Annotated in this window: 19 protein-coding genes; 8 read left to right on the plus strand and 11 right to left on the minus strand. The window is 62.6% G+C overall.

Features of this window, described 5'->3' with window-relative positions; genetic code table 11:
* Window positions 1-27: 27 nt before the first annotated feature.
* Both DQ405_RS15585 and DQ405_RS15590 read right to left on the minus strand, forming a co-directional pair.
* On the minus strand, window positions 28-579 hold the full coding sequence (locus DQ405_RS15585; protein ID WP_168425062.1) for a peptidylprolyl isomerase: 552 nt from the start codon (window positions 577-579) through the stop codon (window positions 28-30).
* Entirely contained in the window at window positions 576-1520 is a 945-nt protein-coding gene (locus DQ405_RS15590; protein WP_168425063.1) for a LysR family transcriptional regulator, read from the minus strand. The genes DQ405_RS15585 and DQ405_RS15590 overlap by 4 nt, the downstream gene beginning before the upstream one ends.
* A gap of 65 nt (window positions 1521-1585) precedes the next feature.
* Between DQ405_RS15590 and DQ405_RS15595 the strand changes: the two genes are divergently transcribed.
* The gene (locus DQ405_RS15595; RefSeq protein WP_168425064.1) at window positions 1586-1912 is read left to right on the plus strand and encodes a 3-phosphoglycerate kinase; all 327 of its coding nucleotides are present in this window, start codon (window positions 1586-1588) and stop codon (window positions 1910-1912) included.
* Between the two features lie 194 nt (window positions 1913-2106).
* The gene (locus DQ405_RS15600; RefSeq protein ID WP_168425065.1) at window positions 2107-3453 is read left to right on the plus strand and encodes a DEAD/DEAH box helicase; all 1347 of its coding nucleotides are present in this window, start codon (window positions 2107-2109) and stop codon (window positions 3451-3453) included.
* Window positions 3454-3498: 45 nt separating this feature from the next.
* Here the strand turns inward: DQ405_RS15600 and DQ405_RS15605 are convergent, their stop codons facing one another.
* The gene (locus DQ405_RS15605) at window positions 3499-3795 is read right to left on the minus strand and encodes a hypothetical protein (protein ID WP_168425066.1); all 297 of its coding nucleotides are present in this window, start codon (window positions 3793-3795) and stop codon (window positions 3499-3501) included.
* A 158-nt stretch (window positions 3796-3953) separates the two neighbouring features.
* Between DQ405_RS15605 and DQ405_RS15610 the strand changes: the two genes are divergently transcribed.
* Window positions 3954-4328 (plus strand): transcriptional regulator, encoded by a 375-nt coding sequence (locus tag DQ405_RS15610; protein ID WP_168425067.1) that lies wholly within the window; start codon window positions 3954-3956, stop codon window positions 4326-4328.
* 37 nt (window positions 4329-4365) lie between these two features.
* On the opposite strand, the gene DQ405_RS15615 is transcribed toward DQ405_RS15610, so the two are convergent.
* The 6 genes from DQ405_RS15615 to DQ405_RS15640 all read right to left on the minus strand — a co-directional run bounded on the left by DQ405_RS15615 (window position 4366) and on the right by DQ405_RS15640 (window position 12312).
* Window positions 4366-6456 carry a glycoside hydrolase family 5 protein gene (locus tag DQ405_RS15615; protein ID WP_168425068.1) on the minus strand — a complete coding sequence of 697 codons (2091 nt, stop codon included), beginning with the start codon at window positions 6454-6456 and terminating at the stop codon, window positions 4366-4368.
* A gap of 576 nt (window positions 6457-7032) precedes the next feature.
* Window positions 7033-8790, minus strand: coding sequence for a S8/S53 family peptidase (locus DQ405_RS15620; protein ID WP_168425069.1), 1758 nt, complete (start codon window positions 8788-8790; stop codon window positions 7033-7035).
* Window positions 8787-9752, minus strand: coding sequence for an L-histidine N(alpha)-methyltransferase (gene egtD, locus DQ405_RS15625; RefSeq protein ID WP_168425070.1), 966 nt, complete (start codon window positions 9750-9752; stop codon window positions 8787-8789). Before egtD ends, DQ405_RS15620 begins: the two co-directional genes overlap by 4 nt.
* Before the next feature lie 2 nt (window positions 9753-9754).
* Window positions 9755-11050, minus strand: a complete 1296-nt coding sequence (gene egtB / locus DQ405_RS15630) for an ergothioneine biosynthesis protein EgtB (RefSeq protein ID WP_168425071.1) — start codon at window positions 11048-11050, stop codon at window positions 9755-9757.
* Between the two features lie 227 nt (window positions 11051-11277).
* Complete coding sequence (locus DQ405_RS15635; RefSeq protein ID WP_168425072.1) at window positions 11278-11973, minus strand: SDR family oxidoreductase; 696 nt, start codon at window positions 11971-11973, stop codon at window positions 11278-11280.
* A gap of 27 nt (window positions 11974-12000) precedes the next feature.
* Complete coding sequence (locus DQ405_RS15640) at window positions 12001-12312, minus strand: hypothetical protein (protein WP_168425073.1); 312 nt, start codon at window positions 12310-12312, stop codon at window positions 12001-12003.
* Window positions 12313-12434: 122 nt separating this feature from the next.
* Between DQ405_RS15640 and DQ405_RS15645 the strand changes: the two genes are divergently transcribed.
* Window positions 12435-16859 carry a DEAD/DEAH box helicase gene (locus tag DQ405_RS15645; RefSeq protein WP_168425074.1) on the plus strand — a complete coding sequence of 1475 codons (4425 nt, stop codon included), beginning with the start codon at window positions 12435-12437 and terminating at the stop codon, window positions 16857-16859.
* Between the two features lie 222 nt (window positions 16860-17081).
* Here DQ405_RS15645 and rapA read toward each other — a convergent pair whose 3' ends face one another.
* Window positions 17082-19931 (minus strand): RNA polymerase-associated protein RapA, encoded by a 2850-nt coding sequence (rapA, locus tag DQ405_RS15650; protein WP_168425075.1) that lies wholly within the window; start codon window positions 19929-19931, stop codon window positions 17082-17084.
* Window positions 19932-20162: 231 nt separating this feature from the next.
* Here rapA and DQ405_RS15655 point away from each other — a divergent pair, with 231 nt between their 5' ends.
* The 4 genes from DQ405_RS15655 (at window position 20163) to ccoM (ending at window position 21570) form a co-directional block, all read left to right on the plus strand.
* Window positions 20163-20462 carry an aspartate-semialdehyde dehydrogenase gene (locus DQ405_RS15655; protein ID WP_168425076.1) on the plus strand — a complete coding sequence of 100 codons (300 nt, stop codon included), beginning with the start codon at window positions 20163-20165 and terminating at the stop codon, window positions 20460-20462.
* A complete protein-coding gene (locus tag DQ405_RS15660) occupies window positions 20449-21081 on the plus strand; it encodes an alpha-ketoglutarate-dependent dioxygenase AlkB family protein (RefSeq protein ID WP_168425077.1) in 633 nt (210 codons plus the stop codon). Before DQ405_RS15655 ends, DQ405_RS15660 begins: the two co-directional genes overlap by 14 nt.
* Window positions 21078-21239, plus strand: coding sequence for a hypothetical protein (locus tag DQ405_RS15665; RefSeq protein ID WP_168425078.1), 162 nt, complete (start codon window positions 21078-21080; stop codon window positions 21237-21239). The genes DQ405_RS15660 and DQ405_RS15665 overlap by 4 nt, the downstream gene beginning before the upstream one ends.
* 220 nt (window positions 21240-21459) lie before the next feature.
* A complete protein-coding gene (gene ccoM / locus DQ405_RS28305) occupies window positions 21460-21570 on the plus strand; it encodes a cytochrome c oxidase subunit CcoM (protein ID WP_014851898.1) in 111 nt (36 codons plus the stop codon).
* Window positions 21571-21636: 66 nt separating this feature from the next.
* Here the strand turns inward: ccoM and pulA are convergent, their stop codons facing one another.
* A complete protein-coding gene (pulA, locus tag DQ405_RS15670) occupies window positions 21637-24756 on the minus strand; it encodes a pullulanase-type alpha-1,6-glucosidase (protein ID WP_168425079.1) in 3120 nt (1039 codons plus the stop codon).
* Between the last annotated feature and the right edge of the window lie 354 nt (window positions 24757-25110).

The raw sequence follows: 25110 nt of genomic DNA on the forward strand, positions 1-25110 counted from the left end.
AAGTGCGCCAGGAATGAATGTGTCGGGTTACAGCTTCTTCGCGGAAATGATCTTCACCGGCGTCAGCGGGACGTTCTGCATCATGCTCCGGTTGCCGGTCGGCACCTGGGCGATCTGGTCGACCACATCCATGCCGCGCACGACCTTGGCGAAGACGGCATATCCGAAGTCGCGGCTGCCGTGGTCGAGAAAGTCATTGTCGCGGTGGTTGATGAAGAACTGGCTGGTAGCCGAGTTGACATTTTGCGTGCGGGCCATGGCGAGGGTGCCACGGACGTTGTGCAGCCCATTGTCAGCCTCATTCTTGATCGGTTCGCCAGTCCTCTTCTGGCCCAGGCCTTCATTGAAGCCGCCGCCCTGGATCATGAAGCCGGGAATTACCCGGTGGAACACGGTGCCATCGTAGAAGCCGCTTTCCACGTAGCTAAGAAAGTTCTTCACGCTGATAGGCGCCTTCTCGGCCTCCAGCTCGATTTCGATTTCACCCATGCTGGTGTTCAGCAGTACGTGTGGGTTGTCTGCCGCCAGCAGGTTTCCGGCGAGCAACAGTGAGCAGGCGGCGAGTACGAGTCGTTTCATGGTGTGGTCCTGGTGAGGGTGGAAGCCTGGGGCAGGCTGTCATTGGCAGGCTGCGATTGCGCATCGTACGTCTTGATCAAGTCGATGAGAATCTGCGTTGCCGCGCCGAGCGGTTTGTTCGGGTTGGTGTAGAGGTAGAACAATGGGCGGCGAATGCTTCCTTGAATCAATGGCAACGGCTTGAGTACACCTTCGGCCAGCTCGCGTCCGATCATGTGCCGCGGCAGCCAGGCGAAGCCGAGTCCACTGCTGACGAAGCCTACTGAAGTCGCCAGGCTACCGACGGTCCAGCGCTGCTCGGCGCCCAACCAGCCGCTGTCGCGTGGCTGCCGCTGGCCGGAATCGCGCACCACGATCTGCATCTGGCTCTGCAAGTCCTGCACGCTGAGCTTGCGTCGCAACTGGTGCAGGGTGTGGTCGGCGTGGGCCACCGCGATGAACTCGACGGTGCCCAGCTCGGCGCCGAGGTAACCGGTGATGTCCAAGCCGCTGATGGCCAGATCGGCGGTGCCGTCCTTGAGCACATCCTCGACGCCGGACAGGACCTCTTCGCGCAGCCGCACCCGACATCCACGACTCTGCGGCATGAATGCGGTCAAGGCGTGGATCAGCTTGGCGTTGGGGTACGCGGCATCCACCACCAGGCGAACCTCGGCTTCCCAACCCTGCTCCATGTGATGGGCCAATTCCTCGAGCTGCCCGGCCTGGAGGACCAGCTGCCGCGACCGCCGTAACAGCACCTCGCCGGCATCGGTGAGCACCGCCTTGCGTCCATCGATCCGCAACAGCGGCACGCCCAGCTGCTCCTGCATGCGAGCCACGGTGTAGCTGACCGAGGATTGCGAGCGATGCAGCATTTCGGCGGCTTGGGCGAAGCCACCATGGTCGATAACCGCTTGCAGGGTTCGCCATTGATCGAGGGTTACGCGTGGCATTTTCATTCCATTGCTTTCCTGTTGCGTCTGTCTGATACGCTGGCACGCCTTTACGAGGAGCCCGCACAACAATGAAAAGAATCTGCATCGCCGTGCTTGCGGTCGCCATCATCCCACTGAGCGCCCTGGCCGTCAGCTATCCGGTGGAGGTTGAACAGGAGCTCAATGGTGCCGAAGTGCTCGCCACTACTGAAACCATAGACCGGGACATGGCCGGCCTGGTGCTGCAAAACTTCGGTGATCGTCCAGTCGAGTGCACGGCCGTGTTTCGTAACGGGCCGGAATCCCCGCGTACCCGTCGCACCACGTTGGCTGCTGGCGAGCGCAAGCCGCTGACCGCCAAGTTCAAGCGCGATGTCATTCGTTTGCGGATCAAGCTGACCTGCGAGCCGCATTAATCCGTCCATGGAGCGCTCCTGATTGGGGCGCCGTGGTGCGTCGCCAGACGCGGCAATCGACAGCGCGGCCTGCCACCGGCCACATCTGGCGGTCCCGGGCCAGCCCATTAGCAGTTCGCGCTGCACAAAGCCGCCGCTACGGCGACCGGACGCGTTAATCTATGCGACGTTCTTTCGACCTTGAGGTATCCCCCTTGTTTGACCAATTCGCCCTGCATGAACGCCTGCTCAAGGCGGTCGCCGAACTCAAATTCGTCGAGCCGACTCCGGTGCAGGTGGCGGCCATTCCCCCGGCGCTGGAAGGGCGTGACCTGCGGGTGACGGCTCAGACCGGTAGCGGCAAGACCGCGGCATTCGTGTTGCCTATGCTCAATCGGCTGATTGGCGATGCGGTGGTACGCAAAGACGTGCGCGCGCTGATACTGCTGCCGACCCGCGAACTGGCCCAGCAGACCCTCAAGGAAGTCGAGCGCTTCTCGCAGTTCACCTTCATCAAGTCGGCCATGATCACTGGCGGTGAAGACTTCAAGGTCCAGGCGGCGATCATGCGCAAGGTGCCGGATATCCTCATTGGCACGCCTGGGCGGATGATCGAACACCTCAATGCCGGCACGCTGATTCTCAAAGACGTCGAGCTGCTGATCCTCGACGAGGCCGACCGCATGCTCGACATGGGCTTTGCCGAGGATGTGCAGCGGTTGGTGAACGAATGCGCCAAGCGCCAGCAGACCCTGCTGTTCTCGGCCACGAGTGGCGGTGCGGCCCTGCGCGAGATGGCCGCCAGTGTCCTGCGCGATCCGCTGCACCTGCAGCTCAACCGCGTCAGCGAGCTTAACGAAGGCACTCGTCAGCAGATCATCACCGCCGAGAGCACCGAGCACAAAGAGAAGCTCGTGCACTGGCTGCTGGCCAACGAAACCTACAAGAAGGCTGTGATCTTCACCAACACCCGGGTGCAGGCGGATCGGCTCTACGGCCGGCTGGTCGCGGAGGGTGTGAAGGCCTTCGTGCTGCATGGCGACAAGGATCAGAAGGACCGCAAGCTGGCCATCGACCGGGTCAAGGAAGGCGGCGTGAAGGTACTGGTCGCCACTGACGTGGCGGCACGCGGGCTGGATATCGAGGGCCTGGATCTGGTGATCAACTTCGACATGCCGCGTTCGGGCGATGAGTATGTGCATCGTATTGGTCGCACGGGGCGCGCGGGTGCCGAAGGGCTGGCGATCTCTCTGATCTGCCACAACGACTGGAACCTGATGTCGAGCGTCGAGCGCTACCTCAAGCAGCGATTCGAGCGCCGGGTCATCAAAGGTTTGAAAGGCAGCTACGGTGGGCCCAAGAACCTGAAGGCCTCAGGCAAAGCGGCGGGCACCAAAAAGAAAAAGGACGACAAGAAAAAGGGCGTCGACAAAAAGGCCAAACCGGCCGGCAAGCCGACCGCCAAGCGGCCGAAGAACGCCAAGCGCGACGAACCGGCCTCGCAGATCGTCAGTCAGGACGGCTTGGCGCCGCTACGACGCAAGAAGCCCGCCGGGGAATAAACCGATCGAAGGGGTGGCGTCGCTACCCCGTTCTCCGCCTGTTTATCAGCGCTTCTCGGCCGGTGCGATATCGGCCTGCTTCTCCGCCTGCTCAACGTGCTCGATGCGCTTCTCGTAGGCTTCGCATTCGCTGCCCAGCTGCTCGGCCGTCTGCTTGACTTCCATATCCCGCAGCTCCTGATTGATCTCAGCGGCCCGCTTTGGGTCGTTTTCAGTCAGCGCGTTAACGCGATCGGCAAGCTCCTTGGCCTTGGCTGTTATCACGTCAGTGGTGCACTCGGCCGCCAACACCGGCTGGCTTGCCAACAGGGCAAGGGTCAAGGGAATCATCAGGCGTTTCATGGCGCGCTCCTTTATAGGTCGATCTGTTTGGTGGATCGTCCCGGACGCGCTTTAGTTCAGCCCGTTTCCCGTTGCGCTGGAGATCGAACCATGCCGCCGCCGGCAAGGTCCGTATTAGCAAGAGCCGCCGTGCTGACGCGGTGCAACAGGAGAAGGTCATGACCTATAACTGGGATCTAATGCTGCGCCTGCTGCGAGAGGCGCAGAAATCCGGCAACGAGAGCTTCGTGCCGCGTCAGTACGCTGACGAGCATGCCATTGCCATGGAGGAAGCCGGGCAGCCGCTGCCTAACCTCGATTCACTCAAGGCCGAGGCGCAGAACTATGAAAGCCTGCTGTTTGAGGGCGGCTTCGTGGTGACTCGCCCGCAAGAGCAGGGCGGCAATGGCGAGAACTTCGTCCTGACCGAGCGTGGCACCCGGTTGCTGCAGATGCTTGAAGGGGGTGGCGGTACCCAGTACCGCCAGCGCCTGGACGAAAAAGGAGGCGCGGCGTTGACGCCGGAAGTCTTCGACGGGCTGGCGTCAGGCTGAACGTTAGCGCCTCGCGGATGCGAGGCGCTGGTTCGATTTAAAGCAGAGGGCCGATGGTCCCACAGGACTTGTTCGCCGCATGCTTCTGCAGGACCGGCAACTGAGGGCGGTGCTTCCCGCTTTTCACATCCAGCGACAGCGCGTACTCGCCCCACCATGGACCGGCCGCCCAGTAGGTGCTGGGAATGCAGTTCTGGTTGAGATACTTCAGCAGGTTGTCGGTCGCCACGATGGCCGAGGGCGAGAAATCCGGTGCACCGTGCTCGCCGATGAAGCCGCGAAGCCGGTTCTTTCTCAGCCACTCGACGAAGGGCTTGGCCCGGTTCACGCCGATCATCGGATCGTAGACGGCGGAGCGGTTCGCATAGGTGCCGGAATAGTCCTTGTCCAGGTACAGGTGAGCTTCGTACACCAGCTTGTTCTTCGCGTCGCGCATCCAGGGGTTGGTGGCCAGCTGGGTGTTGTAGGACGGCCAATGGAAAGCACTGGACCAGCGGTCGCCCGAGACATAGATCCAGCGATTCTGATCGATGCCACGAATCGCCTGCGCGGCCGCCAGCGCGGCGGCGGGCCACTTGCCATTGGTCGAATGGGGCTCATTCATCAGCCCGTAACCGTACACTGCCGGATGGTTGGCGACTTTCTGCACGATGCGGCGCCAGCCATCGGCGAAGGCGCTGATCGGAACGTCATTCGAGGCGATCAGTTTGCCGTAGTAACGGTAGTAGTTATGCATGTCGAGAATGACTTGCATGTTGTACTTCTGTGCGTGATTAAGGGTGGTCAACAACCGGCTGAGCTCGGCGGCGTTGAGTTCGCCATTGAGTTTCGGTTGGATGCGTTCCCAGCGAAACGGCAGGCGGATCAGTTTCAGGTTGAGGTCGGCGTAGCGTTTGAAGTTGGCCTCGCTCGGGTAGATGTAATGGATCTGATGCTGGCCGGGTAGCCCAGCGTATTCGCCGAATTCCGCGCCAGCCAGATTGACCCCGACCAGGTGGATCGGATTGGCCGGTGCTGCGTCGGTGCCTGTCGCCGGAGCGGTACTTGTACCGGTGCTCGGATGGGTGAAGTCGGTGCTGCTCACCGAAACGGTTCGCGGATACCCAACGAGCATTCCATCGATGGTGCCGCCATCAAGCATTACAGTCATGTTGTCGCCGGAGTGGTAGACAACCTTCACGGTCAGGACCTGCCCGTTGGCGAACCGCACCTTCGCGCCCTTGTGATAGGCCGTTTTGTTGGCCGCGCTGGCTTTCACCGAAATGCCGGTGGAGCGATAGACGCCGTTGACGAAATCGGTGCCATTGAACGAGTTCAGAGCCGTGACCAGCGGTGCGGAGGTTGCCGGTGTGCTGGTCGCTGGTGCATCCGCCACTGGCGCGCTAGGTGCGGTCGGCGTGCTTGGCGCGGTAGCCGTCGTCGCGGCGAACAGTTTGTTCGGATAGCCAAGTGCGCCACTAAGCGCGCTGCCCGAGAGCATGACGCTCATGTTGCTGCCGGAAATGTACACGGCAGTGATGGAGCGAGTCTGGCCGTTTGCCAGTTTCACCGAGGTGCCCGGTTTGAATACCGACCGGTTGGTGGTGGTCAGCGGTATCGAGAAGCCTGCCGACCGGCGCCATACACCGTTCAGCCAGTCGCTGTTGGTGTAATTGTTAATGGCGCTGCTGTGCGCGGTCGTGGTGCTTGGTGTCGGTGTGGAGGTCGCCGGCGGTGTGCTGGAAACCGGCGCCGAGCCCAGTACCGCAACGGTATGAGGATAGCCGGTGGCCACGGCATCGAGCGTCGTGCCGGAAAGCATTACGCTCATGTGCGCGCCCGAGAAATAGATGACCTTAACGGTGCGTATCTGACCGTTTGCCAGTTTCACCTGCGCGTCTTTCTTGAAGGCGGCCTTGTTGGCGGTTGTCGCAGGAATCGAAAAGCCAGCGGACTTACGCCAGGTGCCCTTGTTCCAATCCGGGCTGGTGAAGTTGTTGACCTTTGCCGTCGCGATGGTTTGCACGGCAGTGGCTGTCGAGGTGGTGGTTGCACTTGCTTGCTGCACAGTCGAGAAGCCGATCATTGCGGCGAGCAAAACGGCGCTTAGTGCTCCTCGTGGTACGCCCAATACTGCATTTAAGGACATTGATATCTCCGGAACTTAATACGACAAAAGGCCGCGAGTGCCTTTTAAAAAATTGCGGAAGCATTCATGGATGATGCAACGAACGAAGCACTGACCAACGACGCCACCTACTGCGCAAACGGAGCAGGTGTGCGGCTATTCGCCGTACCCGCTCTTGCGTGGATAGGCTTTATATAGATCGATGGTTTAATAGTGAAATTCTTTTGGCGCCGTAAAATCGACATCAATGTCGTTTTTTATTATTTAGTTTCATATCGCTACTATTCAATATCAATATGACATTAATTAGCGCTTCGCTATAAGTTACTGATTTTTATAATAATTAAAAGTATGTTAAGTCATCGGCTGGCTATAGTTGCTTAACTAGCGTTTCGCTTGTTTTCCCACGGGCTCGTTGCTAACGGATCGATGCGTATGTTGCGAAATGTTTCATTCGCGCGCCAAGCAGCAAACTTCGCGGGGAATCGAACGGTCGGGCGAGCTGAGGGCTGAAAGAGCCAGCCGGACATGGTCGAACTGCGATGCAGTTGATTGAGCCATTTTGCCAATGCGTGCGATGGAATGGACGAAGGACTGCTAGCGCACCTGATGCAGGCTATCGACGGTCAGTTCCAGCGCCTTGCGCATGTCCAGTCGGGCCGAGCGGCCGATGTCCTGGTTGCTCATCTGATAGCTGCGCTCGGATGGCAGGATCGGGGCGGTCAGGTCGTCCGCCTCTACCGGTTCGAAATCCCTGTCGCGGCCGATGGTCAGTGCGCTGCGGCGCAGCAGCTCACGCAGCTGTTCCGGGGCGAGCTGCGGGTTGATCGAGAGCATTGCTGCAATAATGCCGGTGACCATCGGTGTGGCGTACGAAGTGCCGCAATGCACCTCGCCGCGTTTGCCCGCTTCCAGCGTTGCGGCACGGGTGCAGGCAGAGGCTGTAATGTCGACGCGCATGTCGACGTTCGATGATGGCCGTTTGGTAACGTACTCCGGATGCTCCACCGGGACGTCGCGCTCCTCGTTGCGCTGGTGGCCGCCGACGACCAACAACTGCTCCGTAATGAAGGAGGAAGGCAGGCGGTAGTCGTCCTGCCCTGAACGGGCCGAGCCATTGCCGGCCGAGTTCACCACGAGCACATCAGGGTGTTCGCGGCGCAACCAGAGAAAGAACTCTTCCAGCAATTCCTCGTAGCCACTCATGGCGATGCCCGAGCGAATCAGTGAATCCACCTCTTCGCCCGCAACGTCCCGGGCGCCGATGCGGTGGATGCCCCAGCTCCAGTTCAGCACCCGCACACCATCTTCGACCAGGTTCACCGAAGCGGCGACGTTAGCGGTAATGCCTGCATCGGAGTTGCGCTCGACTATCACTTCGAAGCCGGCGCTTGCGGGTTCCAGCGCGCTGAGGAAGCCGCTGTCGCCGGGTTCCATGCTGCGGGCGGCGAGAATGCCGGTGACGGTGCTGCCGTGTTCGCTCGGCACGTCGGCATCTCTGGCATAGACGCAGGTGCGTGGCGCGCGGGGATCGCAGTCGCCGATATAAGGGGCGAACTCCGGGGCATCGAAGTCGAGGTTGCGTTCGATGATGCCGATGCGCACCGGCTGCGTTTCGATCGGGGCATGCTCGGACGGCAGACGATGACGGTAGTAATCCACCGCGTCGAGAAAACGATTGGCAACCCATTCGCTGGTGCGCGGCTTCCTGTCCCGGTCCTGCTCGACCGGCTCCTCGGGGCCGGATTCCTCGACCACTACCGCGTCCACGCTCACCTCGTTGCCCAGGCGCAGCACCAGGGCATCTCGCTCGGTCAGGTTCTTCACCGGCAGGCGCAGCTGATAGGTGTTGAGGGGCGCGATGGCACCGACTACCTCGGCGCCATACTTCCGGGCCAGGCGGTGGGATTCTTTCAGACCGTCGTGATTTTCCTCGATGATCAGGCTGATCAGGTTCAGGTAAGTGTTCAGCCCATCCATGTTCTTCGTCACTTCGTCAGGACCGGCCGCCAGCACGTGGCTTCTGCCCAGCGTCAGCCATACCGGGTTGCTCTGACGTTCGCCCTGCTCCAGCCAGAGCGGGCCGCTCTGGTGCTCACGCTTGCGCAGTGTCAGGCGCAACTTGCCGTTGTCGAGTCGGGACACCTCTAGCGGTTCTCCGCTCAGCAGTAGCTTGATATCGCCATCACCGAGCCCGTCGCTGCGCAGGCAGAAGGTCAACTGGTCGGCTGCAAAGAGGTCACCGCAACGCTGCACATCCTTGAGTCGTAGTGGATCCGCCTCGGCCATTGCCGGGTTGAGGGGCAGCCCCCCCAGCAGAAAACCGATCGCTACGGAGAGTCGGGCTGCCCTCATTGTCGGCGTTGCAGGTAATGCACGCTGAACAGGGTCTGCGAATCGGTCCACTGACCACTGCAGTCGAAGCCGGCGCTATTGGCGAGGTTGGCGAAGGACTGCAGCGTGTACTTGTATGAATTCTCGGTATGCAGGCTTTCGCCGGCATCGAAATGGAACCGCTGGCCTTCGATGGTCACATCCTGCGCTTCACGGCTGACCAGATGCATTTCGATGCGTGAGTCGTTGTCGTTGAAGAACGCCTGATGAGCGAAACGTGACGGGTCGATGTCGCTGTCCAGCTCCTGACGGATGCGCTGCAGCAGGTTCAGATTGAACGCGGCCGTGACTTGGGCGCGATCGTTATAAGCGGCCTCCAGAACGTCCCGGTCTTTGACCAGGTCGACGCCGACCAGCATGCCGCCACCCTCCGGGAGAACCTCGTGTAGGTGCCCGAGTAGCTTGCGCGCCTGCAGAGGAGTGAAGTTGCCGATGCTGGATCCGGGAAAAAATACCAGGGGGTGATGAATGGTGAAGTCGGTCGGTAGCCTCAGTTCATCGGAGAAATCGGCGCAGGCGGCGTGAACCTCCAGCCAGGGGTAGTCCGCCGCCAAACGCTGAGTGCTGGTGAGCAAGAAGTCTTCTGAGATATCGATGCCCAGGTAGCTGACCGGGCGCAGCCCTTCGAGCAGCAGGCGTACCTTGCGGCTGGCGCCACTGCCCAGCTCGATCAGATCGGTCTGCGGCCCGGCGATTCTGCGGATGTCATTTGCCGCTTCGGCGAGAATCAGCTCTTCGGTGCGGGTGAGGTAGTACTCGGGCTGCAGACAGATTTGCTCGAACAGCTCCGAGCCGCGGCGATCATAGAAAAACTTCGGCGAGATGCGTTTCGGCGAGGCGGCAAAACCCGCCAGCGCTTCGTCACGCAGAGAAGCTTCGTGGGGCTGCTGGGTCTGGTCGTGGAAATGAACCGCTAATGCCATTTTCATAGCTCCCTGGCCAGGCGCAGCCCGGCGAACTGCCAGCGCATGGACGGCTGGAAAAAATTGCGGTAGGTGGCGCGGATATGAGCTTCCGGCGTCGCACAGCAACCGCCGCGCAGGACCATCTGGCCGGACATGAACTTGCCGTTGTACTCGCCCAGACTGCCTTCCAGCGGTCGGAAGCCGGGATAGGGGCGGTAAGCGTCGGCTGTCCACTCCCAGACATCGCCGAACAGCTGCGCCGGTCCCTCATGGGGTGTGTTCGCCGCGACCGGTTGCAGGTGGTCGTTCTCGAGAAAGTTGCCGCGTTGTGGCTGGTCCATCGCCGCGACCTCCCATTCGGCCTCCCTGGGCAATCGGGCTCCGGCCCAGCGCGCATAAGCATCCGCTTCGAAGAAGCTGACGTGGCAGACCGGCGCCTCCAGATCCAGCGGGCGCAAACCGCCGAGCGTCATCTCATGCCAGCTGTCCTCCTGACGCTGCCAGTACAGCGGTGAATGCCAGCCGCATTGCTGGATATGTGCCCAGCCATCGGACAGCCAGAGCTCGCTGCGCGCATAACCGCCGTCTGCGATGAACGACAGGTATTCACGATTGCTGACCGGGCGATCGGCCAGCTGGAAATCCTCGATGAACTGCCGATGCCGCGGCATTTCACAATCAAAGGCAAAACCACTGCCAGCATGGCCGATATGGCGCACGCCACCGGCATAGTCATGCCAGCGAATACGATCGTTATGCAGCGCCGGTGTCGGTCTCAAGTCGTCGCGGTAGACCGGATGCAGCGGGTTCTGCGCGAGGATGTGCTTGATATCCATCAACAGCAGTTCCTGATGCTGCTGTTCGTGCTGCAGGCCGAGCTCGACCCTGCGCATGATTTCGCCGGCATGCTGCTGCGGTGGGTTGACCAGCAACTCGCCCATGGCACGGTCGATGTGCTGGCGGAAGCGATACACATCCTCGACGCCTGGCCGCGAGATCAATCCGCGCTTGGCCCGCGGGAAGGGCGTGCCGTGGGTTTCATAGTAGGAGTTGAACAGGTGGTCATAAGCCGCATTGAGCGGTTTGTAGCCAGAGAGGTAGGGCTTGAGCAGGAACGCCTCGAAGAACCAGCTGACGTGTGCGAGGTGCCATTTCGGCGGGCTGACGTCAGGCATGCTCTGGATGACGTAGTCCTCGATCTGCAGCGGTGCGCAAATCACTTCGCTGGTTGCGCGGACCTGTCGGTAACGCTGCAGCAGATAGTCCAGTTCGGCGAGTGCTGGTTGCTGTTTTGGCTGTTCTGCCAGGTTGCCCATGGGCGTCCCCCTTGTTCGATGCCTGGATTCGATGCCAGAACGGCCGAAAACCGCCTCTATAGCGACCCGAAGCGAGGCGCAAAAGTTTCTGCCGATGTAGATGCGAGAGCCGTTACATGGGCTCACCGGCGCCTTTTGATGAAAGCAGCACAACCGCGATTGCGAAAGGCGCCGTGTCGGTTACTCGGCTGCCAGCGCTGTCATTGACCACGCAGGGGACGCCGGACCTAGCTGTTCTCGGTCGGCGGAGTAGGGCGGATGAGAATCTCGTTGACATCCACATGGCGCGGCTGCGAGAGCGCATAGACCACCGCTCGGCCGATGTCCTCAGGCTGCATCGCATAGGCGGGCGGCTTGTCGAACAGCGGCGTGTCGACCATGCCCGGCTCGATCAGCGTGACCCGTACGCCCGTGCCGCGCAGCTCTTCGCGTACGCTCAGGCCCATGCCGGTCACCGCCCATTTGCTGGCGCTGTACATCGAGCCGGGAATGACGAAGCGGCCGGCTGCCGAGCCGGTTAACAGCAGGTGGCCGCGGCTGGCCTTGAGTGCTTCGATGCTGCAACGCAGGGTCAGGCCGACCCCGTAGACGTTGGTCAGCAGCATTTCGCGCCAGACTTCAGGATCGGCGCCGCTGAAGCCGCCTTCGCTGCCCGGTATGCCGGCATTGGCGTAGACCGCATCGAGCTGGCCGAAATGATCCAGGGCCCGTTGCACCATGGCCTGTTGTTCGGCGTACTCCTTGACATCGCAGCGGATCGCCAACGCCCGATCCGGTCCGCCGAGGTCGCTCACCAACCGTGCGAGCTTATGTTCGGAGCGCGCTGCCAGCGCCACGCGATAGCCAGCCTCGGCGGCGAGCCGGGCCGTGGCGGCGCCGATCCCGGAGGATGCACCGGTGATCAGAAGAACGGGATTGCTCATGGTCGTCCTCGTCTGGTCGCAGAAGCGTCAGTAGTTCGGCGGGGTTTCCGGAATGCCGGTGCTATCGGTAATGGACGGCATGGTCCAGGGCTCGAGACGATGATCCTTGTCCTCAACGTCCAGTCGCGCCTGCTCGATGACGCTGCCAAGATGCTGCGGGTTGCTGTATTCCTCCCGCGACACGCTGGGCACCCGCAGCACCTCGGTGCCGCTACCCGACATGACGGTAAAGCCGAAACTGTCCTCATCCGGGTTGGCGCTGGTCACGCAGCCGCATGGGAGGAAGGCCTCGGTGACGAGTTGCATCGCATCATCGAGCGTCAGTGGTTGGTTACTCATGGCGTTCTCCATCGTCAGGCTGTCTGAAGTGGACCGCCGGGGAGGGCTGCCGTTTCCTGGCAAGCGACGGGCTGCGGTTGTTTAGCCTTGTAGCCGAGCCGCGGCGGCAGCATATTCAGTGCATGAAACTGACCCCCGCTCACGATGCGCTGGCCGCGTTCCACCCGGCGGTTGCCGGTTGGTTCAGCCGCAGCTTCCCAGCGCCGACCCCGGCCCAGACGCGCGCGTGGCCCCTGATCCGTTCCGGTCGATCGACGCTGGTGGCGGCACCCACCGGCTCCGGTAAAACGCTGACGGCCTTTCTTGCCGCGCTTGATCAGCTGGTCCAGCAGGGCCTGGCCGACGGTGGCCTGCCGGACGAAACGGCGGTGCTCTACGTGTCGCCGCTCAAGGCGCTGTCCAACGATATTTATTTGAACCTGGAGCGGCCGCTGGCGGGGATTTCCGCCGAGCTGCAACGCCTTGGGCTACCGATGCTGGAGGTTCGTACCGCGGTGCGCACCGGCGATACCCCGCAGGCCGAGCGCGCCGCGATGCGCAAGCGGGTGCCGCACATTCTGGTGACGACCCCGGAATCGCTCTACGTGCTGCTGGGCTCCGAATCCGGCCGACAGATGCTGGCGGGCGTGCGCAGCGTGATCGTCGACGAGATCCATGCGATCGCCGGCAACAAGCGCGGCAGCCATCTGGCGTTATCACTGGAGCGGCTCGAAGCCCTGTGCGGGCGGCCGCTGGTGCGAGTCGGCTTGTCGGCGACACAGAAACCGATCGAAGCAGTGGCTGACTATCTGGTCGGTGTTGGTCGCCGCTGTGAAGTCGTCGATATCGGACATGGTCGGGCGCGCGATTTGGCGCTGGAAGTGCCACCGGTTTCGCTGGAAGCGGTGATGAGCAATGACGTCTGGACGCTGGTCTACGATCGCCTGGCAGCTTTGGCCGGCGAGCACCGCACCACGCTGGTATTCGTCAATACGCGGCGCATGGCCGAGCGCGCCGCGAGGCATCTCAGCGAGCGCCTCGGCAACGCCGTGGTGGCGGCGCACCACGGCAGTCTCGCGCGCGAACAGCGATTGAACGCCGAACAGCGGCTCAAACGTGGCGAGCTAAGGGTGCTGGTGGCCACTGCCTCGCTGGAACTGGGCATCGACATCGGCGATGTGGAGTTGGTCTGCCAGCTCGGTTCGCCGCGCTCGATTTCCGCCTTCCTGCAACGTGTCGGCCGTGCTGGGCATCAGGTCGGCGGTGTCTCCAAGGGGCGGCTGTTCCCCAACTCGCGCGACGACCTGATCGAATGCACCGCCTTGCTCGACAGCGTGCGCCGCGGCGAGCTGGATACCCTGGTGATTCCCGTGGCGCCGCTGGATGTGCTGGCGCAACAGATCATCGCCGAGGTGTCGTGCCGCGAATGGCAGGAGGATGCGCTGCTGGCGATGATTCGTCGGGCCATGCCGTACGCGTCGCTCAGCGAAGAGAGCTATCAGGCGCTGCTGGCGATGCTCGCCGAGGGCTACACCACTCGCCACGGCGCCCGCGGCGCCTACCTGCACCGCGACGTGGTCAACCGCAGCCTGCGCGGCCGGCGCGGCGGTCGTCTGACCGCGCTGACCTCCGGCGGGACCATTGCCGACAATGCCGACTACAGCGTGCTGCTCGAGCCGCGGGGCTTCAACATCGGTACGGTGAACGAGGACTTTGCCGTGGAAAGTTTGGCCGGTGATGTGTTCCAGCTGGGGAATACGGCGTACCGCATCATCAGGATCGAGGCGGGGCGGGTCCGGGTTGAAGACGCCCAGGGCCAGCCGCCGAACATTCCGTTCTGGCTGGGCGAAGCGCCAGGGCGCAGCGATGAGCTTTCGGCGGCCGTGGCGAGGTTGCGTGGTGAGATCGATGAACGTCTGGCGGAAACGGATTCCTGTAGGAGCGAGCTTGCCCGCGAACCTGACACAGCGGCGGTGTCGACATTCGCGAGCAAGCTCGCTCCTACAAAAGCAGCCGGCGATGCTTCCGAGGCCTCATTAAGGCTCCAGCCCGCCATCGACTGGCTCATGGACACACTTGGCCTGCCAGACGCCGCAGCCCGGCAGATCGTCGAGTACCTGGCGCGCGCCCGTTCGGCGCTGGGCGCGTTGCCAACCCAGCAGCGGCTGATCATGGAGCGATTCTTCGACGAATCCGGCGGCACCCAGCTGGTCATCCATTCGCCGTACGGCAGCCGGATCAACCGAGCCTGGGGCCTGGCGCTGCGCAAACGGTTCTGTCGTACCTTTAACTTCGAACTGCAGGCTGCCGCGACGGAAGATGCAATCATCTTCTCGCTATCTACCAGCCATAGCTTTCCCCTCGACGAGGTCTGGCGCTACCTGCACCCCAACAGCGCAGAGGGCGTCCTGATCCAGGCGCTGCTCGATGCGCCGCTGTTCGGCGTGCGCTGGCGTTGGAATGCAACCACGGCCCTGGCACTGCCGCGCATGGCCGGTGGGCGCAAGGTGGCGCCACAACTGCAGCGGATGAAGAGTGAGGACTTGCTCGCCACAGTCTTCCCCGATCAGGTTGCCTGCCTGGAAAATATCGTCGGCGAGCGCGAAATTCCGGATCACCCACTCGTGGCGCAGACCCTGCATGACTGTCTGCACGACGCTATGGACAGCGACGGCTGGCTGGCGCTGTTGCGGCGCATCGAGCACGGCGAGATCGAACTGCTGGCGCGCGATCTGCCGGCACCGTCGCCGTTGGCGATGGAAGTGCTCGGCGCGCGACCCTATGCCTTCCTTGACGATGCGCCATTGGAAGAGCGACGCACCCAGGCGGTGCTCAATCGGCGCTGGACCGATCCTGAATCCAGCGACGACCTCGGTGCGCTGGACGCCGCAGCGATCGAAGCAGTACGTGAGGAGGCTTGGCCGCAGGCGCGCAATTCGGACGAGTTGCACGAGGCCTTGATGGGGCTGGGTTGCATCGCCGAGGCCGAAGCTCGGCGCGATCCGCAGTGGCCCGCTTGGCTCAGTGAGCTGGCCCGCGGCGGTCGCGCCACTCGCGCGCAGGTCGCCCATGATCGCGCGCTCTGGCTGCCCGTCGAGCGCTTGAACCTGCTCCTGGCAATCTACCCGGCCGCGCGTTGCGAACCGCAGCTGCGGCTGCTGCCGGGCTACGACGAGACGTTGGTCGAGGAAGCGGCGCTTACGGAATTGATCAGAGCCCGCCTGACCGCGTTCGGCCCATTGCCGGTAGCGCTGATCGCCCGACCGCTGGCTCTGCCGGCTTCCGCCGTGGCCCTCGCGCTGACGCACCTGGAGGCCGAAGGCTACGTGCTGCGCGGTCGCTTTACGCCTGGGGCGAGCGAAGAAGAATGGTGCGAGCGGCATCTGTTGGCGCGCATCCATCGCTACACCCTCAAGCGCCTGCGCCGTGAAATCGAGCCAGTGGAACGCGCCGACTTCATGCGATTCCTGATCGACTGGCAGCATCTTTCCGAAGCGACGCGGATGCAGGGACGTGATGCGCTAGGCCCGGTAGTCGAGCAGCTTGAAGGCTTTCAGGCCGCTGCTGGAGCGTGGGAGAGCGACCTGTTGCCGGCGCGCCTGAAAGACTATGGCGGGCCCTGGCTGGACGAACTGTGCCGATCCGGACGCATCGTCTGGACGCGCCTGGCCGGGCGGATCAAGGCCAGCGGCGGGCCGGTGCGCGGCACGCCGATCGTCTTGCTGCCGCGCCGGCACCTGTCCGCCTGGTACGCGCTGGCCAGCGACGCGCCGCAGCCGGAGCTGTCCTCACGCGCGCAGCGGGTACTCGAGACACTGCAAAGTCACGGCGCGCTGTTCTTCGATGAACTGCAGCAGGACGCCCGGCTGCTGCGCAGCGAGCTGGAAGATGCGCTCGGCGAGCTGGTGGCTGTCGGGCTGGTCAATGCCGATAGTTTTGCCGGTCTGCGTGCGCTGTTGACGCCAGCGGCGAAACGTTCACGCAGCAGCCGCCAGGGCCGTGGTGGCGCCTTTATCGGCGGAATGGCTGATGCCGGACGTTGGGCCCTGGTGCGTAAGAATTCTGCGGCAGCACCCGATCCTGTTCCGGCACGTCGGCCGCCGCTCGATCCCGCCGCTCTGGAACACATCGCCATGGTCCTGTTGCGCCGTTATGGTGTGGTGTTCTGGCGATTGCTGGATCGCGAAGCGGATTGGCTACCGCCATGGCGCGACCTGCTGCGCGTCTATCATCGGCTCGAAGCGCGAGGTGATATTCGCGGTGGTCGCTTCGTTGCCGGGCTGCCGGGTGAACAGTTCGCATTGCCGGAGGCCGTCGGGCTGCTACGAGAGATCCGCAAGCGGCCGTTGTCGGGGGAAATGATCGCGGTCTCGGCGGTCGACCCGCTGAATCAGGTCGGGACCTTACTGCCGGGTGAGCGCGTGCCGGCAGTGGCGGGTAATCGCATCCTCTATCGCGACGGGGTGCCGCTGGGTTTGTTGATCGCTGGCAAACCGGAGCTACTGGTGGAACTCGACGAGGACGATCAGCGCAGGGCGCGGCAGCTGCTTGCAGTGGCGCGACGCTAGCGGTGAAAGTATCGGGAGCGTCAAGCCGTAAGCTTCAAGCGGCAGCTCTGCGGCCTGCGTTCGCCGCGGGTCGCGCCTCCCACAGGACGATGTGTGCCGGCTGCTTTTTGTGAGAGGCCCGCCCTCGGGGCGAAGCGGGGTGGGGCCTTGGAGGGATAGTTATAGCTTTAAGCTCTCGGCTTCAGGCTTCAGGCCAAGCCTGAAGCCCAATCCATCGACGAATCACCCAGCAACCAATACGCGAATCGCCTCCAGGCGCAGCGCGGCTTTTTCCAGCATCGCCAGGCCTTCTTCACGCTGCTTGCTCAGGGCTTCGATCTCGCTGTCGCGTACGCTCGGGTTGACCGCTTGCAGTGCCGTCAGGCGTGCCAGCTCCTCGTCGAGGCTGGCTTTCAGCTTGCGCTGCGCTTCGGTTACGCGCTCGCTGTGGCGCGGGGCGATCTTGGCTTCAGCATCGGCAATCTGCACCGCCAGCACGTCGCGCTGGGCCTGGACGAACTTGTTCGCGCTGGCCCGTGGCACACTTTCCAACTGATCGGTGAGGGTGTCGAAGGCCACCTTCGGCGCGAGGTCGTTGCCGTTCGAATCCAGCAGACAGCGCAGCGCCAGCGGCGGCAGGAAGCGGTTGAGCTGCAGCTTGCGCGGCGCCACCACCTCGCTGACGAACAGCAGCTCCAGCAGTACGGTACCGGGCTTGAGCGCCTTGTTCTTGATCAGCGCCACCGCAGTGTTACCCATGGAGCCAGACAGCACCAGGTCCATACCGCCCTGCACCATAGGGTGTTCCCAGGTGAGGAACTGCATATCCTCACGCGCCAGTGCCTGCTCGCGGTCGTAGGTAATGGTCACGGCTTCGTCGTCGCCGAGCGGGAAGCTGGCATCCAGCATCTTCTCGCTGGGACGCAGGATCAGTGCGTTCTCAGAGTGATCCTCGCTGTCGATGCCGAAGGCGTCGAACAGCTCTTCCATATAGATGGGTAGGGCGAATTGGTCGTCCTGCTCCTCGATGGCTTCGACCAGTGCCTTACCCTGTTCACCGCCGCCGGAGTTGAGTTCCAGCAGGCGGTCGCGCCCGGCGTGCAGGTCGGCCTCAAGACGTTCACGTTCGGCACGTGCTTCGTCGATGAGCTTCTGAAACTCGTCATCATCGCCTTCTTCCAGCTGATTCAGCAGGCGCGGCCCGAACTGATGCTGCAACGCGTTGCCGGTCGGACAGGTGTTGAGGAAGGCATTCAGTGCTTCGTGGTACCACTTGAACAGACGTTCCTGCGGGCTGGTCTCCAGGTAGGGCACGTGTAGCTGGATCACGTGCGCCTGACCGATCCGATCGAGACGGCCGATGCGCTGCTCCAGCAGGTCTGGGTGCGACGGCAGGTCGAACAGCACCAGGTGATGGGCGAACTGGAAGTTGCGGCCTTCACTGCCGATTTCCGAGCAGATCAGCACCTGTGCGCCGAACTCTTCGTCGGCGAAGTAGGCGGCGGCGCGATCGCGCTCGAGGATGCTCATGCCTTCATGGAACACTGTGGCCGGGATGCCGGAGCGCACGCGTAGCGCGTCTTCCAGATCCAGCGCGGTCTCGGCGTGGGCGCAGATGACCAGCACTTTGAACTTCTTCAACATCTTCAGTGTGTCGATCAGCCATTCGACACGTGGGTCGAACGTCCACCAGCGGTTCTGCGCGTCGGGGACATCCTGCTGGTGCTGAAAGCTGACTTCCGGATACAGCTCGGCGTGCTCGCCCAAAGGCAGCTCCAGATACTCGGGTGGGCAGGGCAGCGGATAGGCATGCAGCTGGCGCTCCGGGAAGCCACGTACGGCGGCGCGGGTATTGCGGAACAGCAGGCGTCCGGTGCCGTGCCGGTCGAGCAGCTCACGGATCAGCCGGCTGCTGGCTTCGATATCGCCATCGGTGGCGGCGGCGAGCAGTGCTTCGCCTTCGGCACCGAGAAAGTTGTGAATGGTCTGGTGCGCTTCCTGCGACAGACGGCCCTCATCGAGCAGCTCCTGCACGGCCTGGGCGACCGGTTGATAGCTGGCGCTTTCCGCGCGGAAGGCCTCGAGATCGTGGAAGCGGTTCGGGTCGAGCAGGCGCAGGCGGGCGAAGTGGCTTTCCTGGCCCAGCTGCTCGGGCGTTGCGGTCAGCAGCAGAACGCCGGGGATCACTTCGGCTAGCTGCTCGACCAGCTTGTATTCGGCGCTGGCGTTTTCGGGATGCCAGACAAGGTGATGCGCCTCATCCACCACCAGCAGGTCCCAGCCAGCGGCGAAAGCGGCGTCCTGGGCTCGCTCGTCATCTTTCAGCCATTCCAGCGAGACCAGTGCGAGCTGGGTGTCCTCGAAGGGGTTGCTGGCATCGCTCTCGATGAAACGCTCGTCATCGAACAGCGCGACCTGCAGGTTGAAGCGGCGGCGCATCTCCACCAGCCACTGGTGCTGCAGGTTCTCCGGAACCAAGATCAGTACGCGGTTGGCGCGCCCCGACAGAAGCTGGCGATGAATCACCAGGCCGGCTTCGATGGTCTTGCCCAGGCCCACTTCGTCCGCCAACAAGACCCGCGGAGCGATACGATCGGCGACTTCGCGGGCGATATGCAGTTGGTGCGCGATGGGTTGCGCACGCACACCGCCCAGACCCCACAGCGACGAAGTCAGCTGTTTGCTCTGGTTTTCCAGGGTGTGATAACGCAGCTTGAACCAGTTCAGCGGGTCGATCTGCCCGGCGAACAGACGGTCGCTGGCGAGACGGAACTGGATGAAGTTGGACAGCTGGGTTTCTGGCAGCGTCCGGGCTTCGTTCTGCTCGGTCAAACCGTGATAGACCAGCAGGCCGTCGACATCGTCGACTTCGCGCACGGTCATCTTCCAGCCTTCGAAATGCGTGATCTCATCTCCCGGGACGAAACGCACGCGGGTCAGCGGGGCACTGCGCGCGGCATATTGGCGGGTCTCGCCAGTTGCCGGATAGAGTACGGTGAGCATCCGCCCGTCGAGCATCAGGATGGTCCCCAGACCGAGTTCCGCTTCGCTGTCACTGATCCAGCGTTGCCCCGGTAGATACTGCTGCGCCATGCTGCCTCCCGCTGTGAAAAAAGCGCGCTATGGTAACGGAACACTGCCGATAGAGCGACGGCAGATGCCAGTCGGATAAGGTATGGATGGTTCCCATTCATGGCCGTGGCTAACGGGAACGGACCTTGGCAGTGTAGCGTTGTTAAAGTCGTCGGCAGTTCAGCCGATCAATTGGTGCAGGCCCGCACGACAGGCACCGGTTATCTCGGGGCTGCTTTTGGGAGAGCACAGATGCTGCCAGTCATTCCGCCAGGCGCCGTTCAGGTCAATGCCCAGCAGGACGTGGTCAAGCCACGCCCCGATATCGCACCGGTCACACCTATACAGCCGAGCGCCAACGAGAGCTCGGTGGACCTCGAACGGCGTCACCCGCAGGAAGCCGAACAGATGCTGCGCGACGAGCAGCGTCGGCGGCAGCGGCGTCGCGGCTACAGTCCGCAGGAGCTGGCCGAAGGCGAAACCGCCGACGAAGATCAGGACGCGCTCGACGAGTTGCCGCGTCAAGGGTTGTGGGTGGATGTCGAGGTCTGACGATCTATTCGGCGGGCAAGCCAACCGTATGCAGATCGACCTGCCGGGAGCTGATCTGCGCTACCTGCCGCAGTGGGTCAACACCGACATCGCCGATCGCTGGCTAGAGGTTCTGTTGGCGCAGACGCCCTGGTCGCAGCCGGAAATCAAACTCTACGGCCGCCGCTTCAGCGTACCGCGACTGGTCGCCTGGTATGGAGATACGGGCGTGCGGCTGCGTTATTCAGGGCTGGCCCATGATCCGTTGCCCTGGACGCCATTGCTGGCCGATATTCGCGAACAGGTGCAGCTACAGGTCGGCCAGCAGCTGAACGGGGTGCTGCTCAATTTTTATCGCGACGGCCAGGATGCGATGGGCTGGCACAGCGACGACGAGCCGGAGTTGGGCCCGGAGCCTCTGGTGGTCTCGCTCAACCTGGGCGCGACACGGCGTTTCGATCTGCGCCGCAAAGGCACCAGCCGTATCGAGCATTCGATCGGCCTCGAACATGGATCGCTGCTGGTCATGAGCGGCCCGACGCAGCATCATTGGCAACACCAGATCGCCAGAACACGCAAGGTATCCGAACCGCGCCTCAACCTGACCTTCCGCCAGATCATTCGCGAGCCCGCCCTATGAGCAGTGACGAAAAGCTGATCGATTTCAGCGCCGAACGTGAAAAGCGTATTCACGACATCAAGGAAAAGCGCCTTGCCGAAATGCGCCAGGCCTTCGAGCAGGCGCTGCCGCTGGCCAAGCCGAAGAAAAAAGCCAAATCCAAACCGAAGAAGCGCTGACAGCCATTACCACAGCGCTGTTCCAGGCGCTGGCGCGGCAACCCGATTCATAGCTCCCCTCCGGTAGTCGCCCTTCCTACCTCGTTTTCTTGATCCAGATCAGCTACCGCGGCGCCTGTTTTCACAGGCGCGTGGCGATTGACGTCGGTCAATTTTTTATTCCGGCAACAGGGCGAGTATGCAGCCATCAGACAGCGCAACAGCTTGGAGGCAGGAAATCATGTTCGTCGATAATGTGGTGCTCGCAGGGGTTGTCACGGTCGGCCTGATGGTCGCCTTCCTCGGTGGTTTCGGATATTTCATCTGGCGGGACGCGCAAAAGAAGCGGTGATCCGGCTGGTATTCAGAGCACGCAAGGCATTTGGGCGACTTAGGTCGCCCTTTTTTTGCCCGGCATTTAACGGCGTTGCTGAGGCTGCACGAACACGGCGGTGGTGAACGGGGGCACATCGAACTCGCCGGAGATCACCTTCGCTTGGCGGCTAACCGCGTCATCCGATCGCTGCAATATCGGGTGCGGTTGATAGCCGCTACCGCCCGCCAGACGAGCCCGTTCCCCGGAAGCATTGAGCACCACCACCAGCGATTGGTAGCGCGGGTCGAGATCGCGTCCGCCGCTTGGGCCATCGGCCAGACTGAAGGCGATCACGCCCGGCTGCTGCCCGGGACCGGTGTTATGGAAACGCAAACGGCGTTGCACCTCGCGCGCGTTATCGAGCTGAAATAAGGGGCTTTCGCTGCGAATCCTCAGCAGTTCGAGGAAGCGCCGCTTAGCGGCCATGATGTCGGATGCACCCGGTCTGGCATGCGGATCGGCAATCACCTGACGAATCAGCGGCCAGTTATCGGCATCCTTGTCGGCACGCGGCAGGCCTTTGTTCCAGTTGTTGTCCTGGTAGCTGAAATCCACCGCATTGAACCAGTCGCCCGAGTCGTAGCTATCGCGCTGCATGGATTTGGAGCGGAGGATATCCGAGCCGAGATGGATGAACGGCACGCCCTGGCTGAACAGCGGCACGGACAGCGCAACCAGCTGCAGGCGCACGCGATCGGCCAGCGGCAAGGTGGCCGGAAATTTGTACTGGTTGTTGTCCCACAGCGTCTGGTTGTCGTGCTTGGAGACATAGTTGATGGTCTCCTGTGGGTCGAGCGTGTAGCCGGCGGGCTGACCGTTGTAGTCGATATCGCCACCCTTGCGCATGCTGCCGTCAGCGGTGACGAACTGAAAATCGCGAAGGCCGCCAGCGATACCAACGCGGATCAGGTCGGCTGCGTGCAACAGCTGCGCCTTTTCCTGCGCGCCCGCGCTGCTCAGTTCGTTCGGTAGCACGTATAGGCCGTTGGCGAATCCCTGGTTGCGGCGGATGCTCTGGCCGCTGTCGAAGGGGCTGCCGCCGCGAACGGCATCGCGCTGCCGATCGTTGAAGGTGCCGATGCCGGTGCCCGCCATGTTCAACTGCGTGGCGTTGATGCCGCGCGCGTTGCCGGCCACTTCGCCGAAATCCCAACCTTCGCCGTAGAAATAGGTGTCCCGGTCGATCCTGCGGACCGCGCGGTAGGCATCGACCAGGTTCTTGCGCAGGTGATGGCCCATCAGGTCGAAGCGAAAGCCGGCGATTTTATAATCGCGCGCCCAGACCTCCAGCGAATCGATCATCAGCTTGGCCATCATGCGATGTTCGCTGGCGGTGTTCTCGCAGCAGGTGGATGTTTCCACTGCGCCAGTGATGGGATTACGGCGGTGGTAATACCCGGGTACCACCTTGTCGAGGACAGACTTTTCGCCCAGGCCGGAGGCGTTGGTGTGGTTGTAGACCACGTCCATCACCGTGGCGAGGCCGCTGCCGGCTAGCGCCTGGACCATCTGGCGGAACTCGAGGATGCGCTGCACGCCTTCTGCATCGCTGGCGTAGCTGCCTTCAGGTGCGGTGAAGTGGAAGGGGTCATAGCCCCAGTTGAAATTGTCCAGGGCGCGCAGGTCGTTGTAGAGCGCTTGCGCCTGGTCACTGGCCGGGTCGAAGCCCTGCAGGACCTGACGAATGCTAGGCGTGCCACAGTATTGCGACCAGTTTGCGCGGACCTGAGTCGACAGCTCGCAGAGCTTGCCGAACGGGTCGTCGAGATCCACGCGCCGGTCCGGGTCTTCATCGATGGTGGCGATGTCGAACACCGGTAGCAGTTGTACGTGCGTGAGGCCGGCGTTCTGCAGGTCGCGCAGGTGCTGCATGCCGTTGCTGTCCGGCCGAGTGAAGGCGCCATAGGTACCGCGCAGCGCGGCTGGCAGACTGGTGTCGCTGGCGCTGAAGTCGCGCACATGGGTTTCGTAGATCACGCTGGCTTCGGGGCGCTCCGGATGCGGCGGGCGCAGGGCGTCCCAACCGGCGGGCTTGAGATCGGCGGCGTTCAGGTCAACGATCTGCGCATACTGGCTGTTGCGCGACAGGCTCAGGGCATAAGGGTCGCTGACGAAGGCGGTCTCGATCTTGCCGGTGCTGGGGCGATACGCGGTGACCTCGTACTGGTAATACTGCCGATCGAGCGAAGGTGGGCCGTCCAGACGCCACACGCCAAGCCGCTCGCTCATGGTTTTCGGGTAGCCCGGTAGCAGTCGCTTGGCCTCATCGAAGACATGCAGGCGAACCCGCTGCGCTGTCGGTGCCCAGAGTTTGAACGAGACGCCGCGCGCGTCCACTTTTGCGCCGAGCTCGCCGTTATAGGCAAACAGCAGGTCCAGCAGGCCCGCGGTCTGCACTTCGGTGGCATCGATTATCCGGTCCTCGGCGTCATAGGCGATCACCACCAGCTGACTCATCACGGCGCGGCGCAGCTCGCGGGCGCCTGCCGCGATGCCGAACGCCGACGCCTCGGCGAGATGCGGGTGCTGCTTCTTGAGGCCATCACGGAGTGCGGTTTGCCGCAGCTCGAGCGCCGTGCCGCCGGTGACTGTGCGTGTCTCACCGTCGATGCGGATGCTGGCGTCGCTGGAGTAGCGCAGTTCGAGCCGGCTGGCTTGCGCAGCACCGTCCACCAGCGCGAGTGTGAACGGGTCCAGCCAATGCGCGCGGGCGCCCTTGATTGCAACCACAGCGCCGCTTAACGGTGTGCTGGATAGCTGTGCGTTTCCGCTGAGGGTGAAGACGCGACGGCCCAGCTCATCGAATCGCCAGGTCAGGTCGGCTCCGCCCAAGTCCTTCTCGTCGCCTTTGTGCATGATCAGGTTGAGGCAGTTGGCGTCGGGGGTGAGAGGGATACGGTAGAACGCGCCATAGTCAGGATCGGTGCCGGCTGCGGGCATGGGTTGATCCCAGCTTGTCTCAGTCCGGCTGCCGCTGCAGCTTGCTGTGTTCCAGAGGTGCGGGCCCCAACCGGCATAGTCGCCGTCGGCTCGTTGGTAATACAGCAGAGCCTCGTCCGGGCCGGGGTCGAGTGGCGCGGCCAAGGCGGGTTGAAGGGTCAGCGAGAGGCTGCCGAAGACGAGCGCCGCCAGGCGTCGATAAGCAATCGAGCGAGTGAGCATGGATGAGGTCCCGGTGTTGTTATTGTTTTATTGCCAGCGGGATGGTCGATGCGCAATCAACCGAGCGCATCCTCCAGGGACGTTCGTTTCGGGGCGTAGCCGAGGGACTTAATGGCGCTTTGCTTGTAACCGGGCCGGACTCTGTTTCAATTGCCGCGCCACCGCGTTTGCTCGACGGTGTGCCGCCGAAGCCCCGCACGCAACTATCCAGCCATACAGGCAGGATGATCGAGCGAGGTACTGGCAGGAGTCGGGAGGTAGCGTGACGATACCTTCATTTGAGTCATTGCGGTGGGCTGAAGCCCACCCTAGAGAAACATGCGAGAGTCGCGGGGTCGGTTAGCGGGCCGACGA

The organism is Pseudomonas sp. SST3 (assembly GCF_003325755.1).